The following is a 9,534-nucleotide window of genomic DNA, read 5'->3' on the forward strand; positions in this document are numbered from 1 at the left end:
CGTGATTATCGCCGAAGACGATAGCTATGTGTCCTACCTCGAAGGCTGCACGGCCCCGCAGCGCGACGAAAATCAGCTTCATGCAGCGGTGGTTGAACTCGTGGCGATGGATCGGGCACAGATCAAATATTCGACCGTGCAGAATTGGTATCCGGGTGATGCCGACGGCAAGGGCGGGATTTACAATTTCGTCACTAAGCGCGGCGCGTGTCGCGGCATGAAGTCGAAGATTTCCTGGACGCAGGTCGAAACCGGCTCGGCGATTACCTGGAAATACCCGTCCTGCCTGCTGCAAGGCGACGAGTCGGTCGGCGAATTCTACTCGGTGGCGATTGCGAATAACCGCCAGCAGGCCGATACCGGCACGAAGATGATCCATATCGGCAAGAACACGCGCTCGACGATCATCTCGAAGGGTATTTCGGCGGGCCACGGCCAGAATACCTATCGCGGCGCAGTGAAGATTCTCCCGAAAGCCAAGAATGCGCGCAATTTCACCCAGTGCGACTCGCTGCTGATTGGCGATAAGTGCGGCGCGCATACGGTGCCCTATATCGATGTGCGCACGCCGACGGCGACGCTGGAGCATGAGGCGACCACCTCCAAAATCAGCGACGATCAACTCTTCTACTGCCAGCAGCGCGGCCTGTCGGCGGAAGATGCCCTGTCCTTGATCGTCAATGGCTTCGCTAAGGAAGTGCTGAAGGAACTACCGATGGAGTTTGCCGTCGAAGCGCAAAAACTCCTCGCCATCAGCCTCGAAGGCTCGGTCGGCTAACACAGAATAAAGACGTAAGCGGCAGCGGCGATCAACGCCGCGCCGGAGATTTCCAGAAGGGTTCTAACCATGTTGCAGATCGACGATCTTTGGGCAGAAGTTGAGGGCGATGAAGGCCCGCGCCAAATCTTGCGCGGCCTGTCGCTCACCATCAACGCGGGCGAAGTCCACGCCATTATGGGGCCGAACGGCTCGGGCAAAAGCACGCTCGCCAATGTGATCGCGGGCCGCGACGGCTATACCGTCACCAAGGGCAGCGTGCGCTATAAGGGGCAGGATCTGCTGGCCCAAGCGGCGGACGAACGGGCGCGGAACGGAATTTTCCTGGCTTTCCAATACCCGGTCGAAATCCCCGGCGTGAACAATATGTACTTCCTGCGCACGGCCCTGAACGCCAAGCGTCGCCATAACGGCTTGCCGGATCTGGACGCGGGCGCGTTCTTGAAGCTGGTACGCGCGCAGTTGAAGAAGCTCGATCTGAAGGATGATCTGCTGCAGCGCCCGGTCAATGTCGGCTTTTCGGGCGGCGAGAAGAAGCGCAACGAGATTTTCCACATGTCGATCCTGGAACCCGACCTCTGCGTGCTGGACGAGACCGATTCGGGCCTCGATATCGACGCGCTGAAGGCGGTGTCGGACGGGGTGAATGCCCTGCGCGCGCCCGATCGGGCCTTCGTGCTCATCACCCATTACCAGCGCCTACTGAGCCATATTAAGCCGGACGTCGTGCATGTGCTCTCCGGCGGGAAGATCGTCCGCACCGGCGACGCCAGCCTCGCGGCGGAGTTGGAGCGCGATGGTTATGCGTTTCTCGATAAGGACGCCGCGTAAATGAGTGCCGTCGCCGCCTATGTTGCGGCCTTCGCGCCGGTGGCGGGGGAGCCCGATTGGTGGCTCGCCCAACGCCGCGCCGCGCTCACCGCTTTCGAGCGCGCCGGTTTTCCCTCCGCGCGGGAAGAGTTTTGGCGTCTGACCGATCTCAAGCTGATCTCCACCCAAAGCTTTTTGCCGCCGCAAACGGTCGATGGCGTGAAAGCGGCGAAGCTCGTGGGCGAGGCGGCAAGCCTGGTGCCGGGGGCGTGGCGTTTCGTGCTGGTCGATGGCGGGTTCGCCCCGGCTTTGTCGGACTTGGAGGGGCTGCCGGAGGGTGTAACGCTGGTCGCAACCCACGCCCGGCCACGTGCTGTGGAACCGTTGACGGCGCTGCTGCCCGATGGCATCGCCGCGCTGGGGGTGGCTTTCGCCCGCGACGGCCTCGTGCTGCGCGTTCCCGCCGGGCTGGTGCTGGATAAGCCGATCCATCTGATTTCCGTGCAGACCGAAGCGGGGCGGGGCACGCATCTGCTCTCCCGTATCGATCTCGAAGGCGGCGCGCGGGCGGAGGTGATCGAAACTTATGTTGGCGGGGAGGGGGCGTTGTTGAACGGCGCAGCCCATATCAGCCTTGGCATGGGATCGCACCTTACCCACGGGCTGTTCGTGCGCTCGGAGGCGACGGCGCAGATTTTCCTGCGGGTTTCGGCCCATGTGGAGAAGGCGGCGCGTTATTCGGCGGTGCCGGTGCTGTTGGGGGCACAGCAAAGCCGCGTCGATCTCGCCATTGATCTTGCCGAAGATCACGCGGAAACCGACGTGCAGGGCCTCTATCTGGCCAGCGGCACCCAGCGTAGCCAATTGCTGACCGAAATCACCCACGATGGGTACGCGACGCGGACTAAGGAAGTTGTGAAGGGCGTGGCGGATAATCACGCCCACGGCATTTTCCAAGGTAAGATCGCCGTGACCGAACGCGGCCAGAAGACCGACGCGCAAATGCAAAGCCGCGTGCTGCTGCTCTCGGAAACCGCGCGGGCCGATACGAAGCCCGAGCTCGAAATCTATGCCGACGATGTGAAATGCAGCCACGGTGCGACCGTGGGTGATATCGACGATGCGGCGCTCTTCTACCTCATGGCGCGCGGGTTAACGCGCGACGAAGCCCGCCGCTTGTTGCTTCGCGCCTTCCTGGAAGAGGTTGCCGACCAAATTGAAGCGCCGAGCGTTCAGCAGGCCGTCCGCCGTCTTTTGGCAGAGGTTCTGGGGACGTCGGTGGACGAGGTGGCCGCATGAGCCTGATTTTGCACAATCGCCCGCACCCGAAGGCGGATTTCCCGATTTTCGACCCGCAGGGGCCGAACGCCGGGCTCGCCTATCTCGATAGTGGCGCGTCGGCGCAAAAACCCGCTTCGGTCATTGAGGCGGTCAGCCAATTCTATGCCACCGGCTACGCCAATATCCATCGCGGCGTCTATAAGCTGTCGGCCACTGCGACCGATGCTTACGAAGGCGTGCGGGTGCAGGTGGCGAAATTCCTCAATGCCGCCTCCGAGCAGGAGATTATCTTCGTGCGCGGGGCGACCGAGGGGCTGAACCTCATCGCCCATTCTTGGGGGCGGGCGCACCTGAAAGCGGGCGATGCGGTGCTGATTTCGGCAATGGAGCATCACGCCAATATCATTCCGTGGCAGATTCTGCGCGATCAGATCGGTATTGAGTTGCGCGTGGCCGCGCTGGCTGCGGATGGCGGGATTGATCGCGCTGATTTCACCGCGAAGCTGGCGGACGGCAAGGTTAAGCTTGCTTCCTTCACCCATATCGCCAATGCAACCGGAGCCGTGTTGCCTGTGGCGGAATTGGTCGCCGAAGCTAAGGCGGCGGGGGCGTTGGTCGCGATTGACGGCTGCCAAGCCATTCCCCATCGCCCGGTCGATGTGCAGGCGTTGGACTGCGATTTCTATGTGTTTTCCGCCCATAAGCTCTATGGGCCGACCGGAACTGGCATTCTGTACGGGCGCTTGTCGGTGCTGGAGGGGATGCCCCCCTACCAGACCGGCGGCGATATGGTCGCCACAGTCCGCTTCGACAAAACCGAGTTTCTGGAGCCGCCGCAGCGGTTCGAAGCCGGAACGCCCGATATCGCCGGGGTGATCGGCTTGGGGGCGGCCATCGATTACGTCCAGTCGCTCGGCTGGGCCTGGATCGAAGAGCATGAGAAAATCTTGCTGGCCTATGGCGAAAGCGTGCTGTCGAAAGTGCCGGGGCTGACGCTGCTGCCCGCCGGGCCGGAGCGTGCCGGAATTTTCTCCTTCACGGTCGACGGTGTCCATCCGCACGATCTTGGCACTATTCTCGACCATCACAATGTCGCCATTCGCGCCGGGAGCCACTGCGCGCAGCCGCTGCTGAACGAGTTTGGGCTAACGGCGACGGCGCGGGCATCCTTAGGGCTCTATAATGAGCCTGAGGATCTCGACCGGCTGGTCGAGGCGATCCGCGCGGCTCAGCGCATGTTCGCACCGAAACGCGCCTGAGGCCGGAATGGGCGAGGCGCTTTATTCCGACGCCATTGTAGCGCTCGCCGCGCGGAAACTGTCGCGCCTGCCGGAGCCGGACGTGTCGGCGGTTCGGAATAATCCCCTTTGCGGGGATCGGGTTACGCTCGATCTGACGGTTGCCGAGGGGATTGTGACGGCGGCGGGGGGCGACGCGCGCGGCTGTGCCTTATGTTGCGCCGGGCTCGCCGCCCTGTTGGACGATCTGCCGGGTCGGAAGCTTGCCGACCTTCCGGCGCAAATCGAAACCGCGCGCCGCCTCGTCGCAAGCGGGGTATCCGAGCCGGAAAGCGCGTTTGCTGCGATGCTCGACCGCCCGATCCCGCGCCCCCGGCAAAAATGCGTGCTGCTTCCCGTGGAAGCGCTGAAAGAGGCGCTTTCCTCCCTTTCGACGAACACTCAAGAGTACCGGGCATGAATAATCCGCCGACCGACTTCGATCTGCACGCACAAGACCCTTTACCGGCGGCCCCGACGGGCGATCTGGAAGATCAAGTGCTAGACGCGCTGCGCACGGTATTCGACCCGGAAATTCCGGTGAATATCGTCGATCTCGGGCTGATTTACGATCTGCGCGTGCTGGAAGACCGCCGCGTTTTCATCGATATGACACTGACCGCCCCGAACTGCCCCGTGGCCGAAGAAATCCCGATCCAAGTGGCCGATAAGGTCAAATCGGTGCCGGGCGTCGTCGATGCTACCGTCAGCCTCGTCTGGATGCCGCCGTGGACGCAAGACCGGATGAGCGAAGAAGCCCGGCTTCAATTGAATCTATTTTAGGGGGCTGAGCGAGAGCAGCTTGGTGAGGCGTTCCGTCGTCTCCAGCAGGCTATCGTCCATCAGGGTCGCATAAACTTCCGACCGGCTGGCGTCGACAGCGATCAGTTGGGCCGAGGCCACCATACAGGCCGAACGGCGCACTTCGCTTTGAAGGTCGCGGATGGCTTGCGTCAGATTCCGGATTTCGGACAGGATAACGTCGTTCACCGCGTCGGTCATGGTCAGCTACTTTCTGTGGCGGGCCGTTTAGGGGCTTTTGGAAGCCAAGGCACCTTTGCCGCCTAGTATGCGGTGCCGCGTGCGTTAAGACAAGCGCAGTGCCATGTTCATCAGCGTCAACCCAACGATCAGGGCGAGGCTACTGAGGGCGACGAATAGGATATTCCGGCTATAGAGTAGGCGCTGTTGCGGCACGGCGAACATCATCGTCGCTACGATTAGGGTGATACCCGAGGGCGAGACCAGCACGGCAAAGCCCCAGGCCGATTGGATCGCCTGCATCATCACCAGCGGCTCCATCGCGCCGGCCGCCTGGCCCAGCACACCGATCAAGACGGCCGCCGTAATCATCGGATGCAGGCCGATCACGCCGCCGCCGATCATGGCCGCGAAAATCGCCGTCAGCAGTAGCGGCACCGGCAAGCCGCCGATCAGCGGGGCGAGCAGGCCGATCAGCCAGGGCGAGCCTTCGATCAAGCGTCCGAGGGTTAGGGCGAGGGTAATCAGCAAGACCTCATCGGCCCCGCGCGCTAGCCCCTGCCAGATCGTGCGCGTAACGCCATAGGTTGCGCTGGGGGCTTGCCAGAGCAGGGCGAGCAGGGCCAGCGGTAAGGTCGCGACGACGACGGCATCAAGGTTGCCGATCGTTGTGGTCGCCACTAGCAGCACAGTGGCTCCAGCGGCGATCACACAATGGGGCAGGATCGGCAGAACGGCACGGACGCCCGGCAGCAGCGAGCCGCCACCCTCCATCCGCCAGGCCAGCAGGAAGATCACGGCGGCAAAGCCTAAGCCAACGAAGGTATGGCTCACGCTGGTACTGCCGGGGATGTACTGCGTGCCGAAAGCGACCGAGACCGCAAACGGCGACCAGAAGGCCGAAAAACAAATCCCGCGCAAAGAGATCAAGGCCATTTGCCGCCGTTCGTCCTCCGGCGCGTCTTTTGGCAGCAGCGGCGCGAGCAGGGCATGGGCGCCCGTCGTCAAAATTCCCCCGAGCCCCGTCGCCAATACCAGCGTTCCGGTATCGCGCCCCTGGGGCGGCAGGCGGGTGAAGGCTGCGCGGGCGCGGGCCATCGCGGGCAGTTCGCCAATGATGACGCGCAGAATTTGCAGCACGGGCAGATAGGCGGCGAAGGTCAAAGCATCGACCAATCCTGCCGTGATTCCGCTCAGCGGCGCGCCCGTCGCCAGCAGCCCGGCGCAGGCGAGGGTCAGCATACCCGCGATGGCGAAGGTCCGGCCCTTCACCAGCGGCACGGCGCTCGCCAGCAGCAGAATCGCCGCCCCCGCCGCAACCGATTGGGGCAGGACAAACCCAAGCGCGCGCGCCAGAGTAATGACAATAAAGCCCGCGAGCAGGCTGCGATGCAGCAGAATACAAAGGCTACGCCAGTCTCTCGGCTCCTGATCGATCACGCGTCCCATCCTTGTGCGGGGATTACTGAAACGCCCCATACCGAAACGTCCCGTAACGAAATTTTAAGTGCGAGCCGATTTCAACTCAGTATGATCCGCCCTGTCTTACAGAGCCTTGCAGGCTCTGCCGATGATTTCGGCTCGTGGTGTTTTTAACGCAAATGCGCCGTCGCAGATGGGTCCATCTGCTCGGGATTTGCTCTAAGGTTTGGAAATACGAATGTCCCTTGCTGCTCCGCTTCCCTTCATCGACCTTAAAGCACAGCGCCGCCGTCTTGGTCCGCAAATTGAGCAGGCCTTAGCGCGGGTTTTGGAGCATGGTGCCTTCATCCTGGGGCCGGAAGTGCGCGAGCTTGAAGCGCAACTCGCCGCCTACGCCGGGGTGAAGCACTGTATCTCCTGCGCTTCGGGCACTGATGCGCTAATGATGGTGCTGATGGCGAAGGGTATCGGGCCGGGCGATGCGGTGTTCTGCCCGTCCTTCACCTTCGCCGCGACCGCCGAAGTGGTGGCACTGTTGGGGGCGTCGCCGGTTTTCGTCGATGTGCGCGAGGAGGATTTCAATATCGATCCCGCCAGCCTGAAGGCGGCGATTCCGGTGGCGGAAGCGGCGGGGCTCACGCCGCGCGGGATTATCGCCGTCGATCTCTTCGGCCAGCCCGCCGATTACCGCGCGCTCCAATCGATTGCCGATGCGCACGGCCTGTGGATTTTGGCGGATGCCGCGCAAAGCTTCGGCGCGAGCTACGATAACCGCCGGGTCGGCGCGTTGGGCGATTTCGCCACCACCTCCTTCTTTCCGGCGAAGCCTTGGGCTGCTACGGCGACGGCGGCGCGATCTTCACCAACGACGATGATTTCCGCGACGTGCTGCACTCGATCCGCGTCCACGGTCAAGGCCGCGATAAGTATGAGAACGTCCGCCTTGGCATCACCGGGCGGCTCGATACGATGCAGGCGGCGGTGTTGCTGCAAAAAATGACGATTTTCGACGATGAAATCGCCGCCCGCAATGCCGTGGCGGAACGCTATGCCGCAGGGCTGCCGAAAACCTGGACCGTCCCGGCGCTTCTCGCCGGGCGTACCTCGGTCTGGGCGCAATATACCGTGCTGGTCGACAACCGCGACGCGGTGCAGCAGGCGCTGCAAGCCGAGGGGATCCCGACGATGATCTATTATATGCGCCCGCTGCACACGCAGCCGCCGTATCAGAACTACCCGCAGGTTCCGGGCGGCCTGCCGGTCACCGATCGCCTGTCGCAAAAAGTGCTCAGCCTGCCGATGCACCCTTATCTGGACGCGCCGACCCAGGATCGGATCCTTGCGGCGGTCAACCGCGCGGTGGCGGCATGAGCGTCCCGCCGCTGTTGGTCTCGATCCTCGGCGCGGGCGTGATGGGCGGTAACCACGCCCGAACGCTGGCCGCGCTGCCGGGGGCGAAACTGCACCGAATTTTCGATTCGCACGCCGACCGCGCCGCTGCTCTCGCCGCGCAAACAGGTGGGGAGCGACCGCCGCTCTCGATACCGCTCTCGCCGGGGCGGATGCCGTGGTGATCGCCGCGAGTTCCGCCGCCCATGCGGGGCTCGCCCAGGCGGTGATTGCAGCAGGCAAGCCGCTTCTCATCGAAAAACCCTTCGCCGTGACCCTGACCGAAGCCGAAGCCGTTATTTCCGCTGCCGAGCGCGCCGGGGTTCCGGTCGCAACGGGCCACGTCGAGCGTTTTAACCCGGCCTTCGTTGCGGCGCAGAAGCTGCTGCACGGGCGTCGCATCCTCGCCATCGACGGGCGGCGGCTGAACGTCGGCTCCAACCGGATTCTCGATACCGATGTGGTCATCGATCTGATGATCCATGATATCGACGCGGCGGTCGCCCTGATGGGCGGCGTGCCCGAGGGGCTGATGGCGCAGGGTTTCGCGCTGGCCGAAGGCGTGGCCAAGCGCGATCATGTGCTGGCGGCCTGGACCCAACGCACGCCTACCCCCATTCGCGTTTCGATGCAGGGCAGCCGCATCGTTCCCGACCGGGTCCGCGAAACCCGCGTGCTGACGGAGGAGGGGATGGTCGTCATCGATTTTCTCAACCGCAGGGTACAGGCTAGCGAATGCCTGCTTCCCGATGGCCAAAGCGAGGGCCGCAGCCTTGTGCCCGTCGCCGTCCAACCGCAGGAATCGCTCGCCGCCGAACTCACGCAGTTCCTGGACGGGGTTCGGGCGGGCAGGCCGGAGGCGGTCGGCGTGACCGTGCAGGCGGCCTTGCCCGTGCTCAACCTTGTCTGGGCCATTCAAGATCAGCTTTACGGGGCCTAAATGACCGAAACCATTACCTATGCCGATTTCGAGCGCGTCGATATCCGCGTCGGCACCATTATCGAAGCTCTGCCGTTTCCCGAAGCGCGCAAGCCCGCCATTAAGCTGCGCGTGGATTTCGGCCCGGAGATCGGCGTGAAGAAATCCAGCGCGCAGATCACCGTGCATTATCAGCCGGAAACCCTGGTTGGGCGGCAGGTGGCGGCGGTGGTCAATTTCCCGCCGCGCCAGATCGGCAAATGGCTGTCCGAAGTCTTGGTGCTGGGCTTCCCCGATGCCAATGACGCTGTGGTTCTGGTCAGTCCGACGGTGCCGGTGCCCAACGGTGGCAAGCTGTTCTAAAGGCGCATAACGGGTCTGCGGCGTCCTTACGATGTTTTTTGTAAAAAGCTGTTGCCAGATTTTTGGAGCGGGGCTATAACGCGGCTCCCGACGACGAGGCGCCGGCGACTAAGTCGCTGAAACGCTGAGGAAATCGGGGTTGGAGCTGAGAAGTTCCGGGGTTCTTTTGACATTGTAGGTTAATGGGGAAGGGTTTTGGAGTCGGCGGCCTGTTTGGTTGCTGGTTCTGAACCTTCTAGAGATAGAGAGTTTAGGATTAGTAAGGTTGCTGTCGGTGGGGACATCGATAGCATCAACCTGAGAGTTTGATCCTG

At 62.8% G+C, this 9,534-nt stretch carries 11 protein-coding genes and 1 pseudogene; 10 read left to right on the forward strand and 2 right to left on the reverse strand.

The genetic code is table 11. The annotated features are described in order from the left end of the window. From sufB to VZ95_RS01450, 6 genes are all read left to right on the forward strand, one after another. Positions 1 to 778, forward strand: a 778-nt coding sequence (gene sufB, locus VZ95_RS01425; RefSeq protein ID WP_045774297.1) for a Fe-S cluster assembly protein SufB, incomplete at its 5' end; no start/stop codon positions are given. A 69-nt stretch (positions 779 to 847) separates the two neighbouring features. Continuing rightward, complete coding sequence (gene sufC, locus VZ95_RS01430) at positions 848 to 1,609, forward strand: Fe-S cluster assembly ATPase SufC (protein WP_045774298.1); 762 nt, start codon at positions 848 to 850, stop codon at positions 1,607 to 1,609. Beyond that, positions 1,610 to 2,887 (forward strand): Fe-S cluster assembly protein SufD, encoded by a 1,278-nt coding sequence (sufD, locus tag VZ95_RS01435; protein ID WP_052711382.1) that lies wholly within the window; start codon positions 1,610 to 1,612, stop codon positions 2,885 to 2,887. After that, positions 2,884 to 4,128: an aminotransferase class V-fold PLP-dependent enzyme gene (locus VZ95_RS01440; protein ID WP_045774299.1), complete on the forward strand. Its 1,245-nt coding sequence runs from the start codon at positions 2,884 to 2,886 to the stop codon at positions 4,126 to 4,128. The genes sufD and VZ95_RS01440 overlap by 4 nt, the downstream gene beginning before the upstream one ends. A gap of 7 nt (positions 4,129 to 4,135) precedes the next feature. Next, positions 4,136 to 4,567 carry an iron-sulfur cluster assembly scaffold protein gene (locus VZ95_RS21325; RefSeq protein WP_052711383.1) on the forward strand — a complete coding sequence of 144 codons (432 nt, stop codon included), beginning with the start codon at positions 4,136 to 4,138 and terminating at the stop codon, positions 4,565 to 4,567. Next, positions 4,564 to 4,929 (forward strand): SUF system Fe-S cluster assembly protein, encoded by a 366-nt coding sequence (locus tag VZ95_RS01450; protein WP_084627507.1) that lies wholly within the window; start codon positions 4,564 to 4,566, stop codon positions 4,927 to 4,929. The genes VZ95_RS21325 and VZ95_RS01450 overlap by 4 nt, the downstream gene beginning before the upstream one ends. Here VZ95_RS01450 and VZ95_RS01455 read toward each other — a convergent pair. Further along, positions 4,921 to 5,148 carry a hypothetical protein gene (locus VZ95_RS01455; protein ID WP_045774300.1) on the reverse strand — a complete coding sequence of 76 codons (228 nt, stop codon included), beginning with the start codon at positions 5,146 to 5,148 and terminating at the stop codon, positions 4,921 to 4,923. The two genes, VZ95_RS01450 and VZ95_RS01455, sit on opposite strands and share 9 nt — an antisense overlap. 84 nt (positions 5,149 to 5,232) lie before the next feature. Beyond that, positions 5,233 to 6,567: a hypothetical protein gene (locus tag VZ95_RS01460; protein ID WP_045774301.1), complete on the reverse strand. Its 1,335-nt coding sequence runs from the start codon at positions 6,565 to 6,567 to the stop codon at positions 5,233 to 5,235. A gap of 220 nt (positions 6,568 to 6,787) precedes the next feature. On the opposite strand from VZ95_RS01460, the pseudogene VZ95_RS01465 reads away from it, so the two are divergent. The 4 genes and pseudogenes from VZ95_RS01465 to VZ95_RS01475 all read left to right on the forward strand — a co-directional run bounded on the left by VZ95_RS01465 (position 6,788) and on the right by VZ95_RS01475 (position 9,220). Then, a pseudogene (locus tag VZ95_RS01465) lies at positions 6,788 to 7,920 on the forward strand (DegT/DnrJ/EryC1/StrS family aminotransferase). After that, positions 7,917 to 8,123 (forward strand): hypothetical protein, encoded by a 207-nt coding sequence (locus VZ95_RS21330; RefSeq protein WP_052711384.1) that lies wholly within the window; start codon positions 7,917 to 7,919, stop codon positions 8,121 to 8,123. Before VZ95_RS01465 ends, VZ95_RS21330 begins: the two are co-directional and overlap by 4 nt. Beyond that, on the forward strand, positions 8,117 to 8,878 hold the full coding sequence (locus VZ95_RS21335; RefSeq protein WP_052711385.1) for a Gfo/Idh/MocA family protein: 762 nt from the start codon (positions 8,117 to 8,119) through the stop codon (positions 8,876 to 8,878). The genes VZ95_RS21330 and VZ95_RS21335 overlap by 7 nt, the downstream gene beginning before the upstream one ends. Beyond that, on the forward strand, positions 8,879 to 9,220 hold the full coding sequence (locus VZ95_RS01475; protein ID WP_045774302.1) for a tRNA-binding protein: 342 nt from the start codon (positions 8,879 to 8,881) through the stop codon (positions 9,218 to 9,220). Positions 9,221 to 9,534 lie beyond the last annotated feature (314 nt).

Source organism: Elstera litoralis (assembly GCF_000963705.1).
In the GTDB taxonomy this organism is placed as follows: domain Bacteria; phylum Pseudomonadota; class Alphaproteobacteria; order Elsterales; family Elsteraceae; genus Elstera; species Elstera litoralis.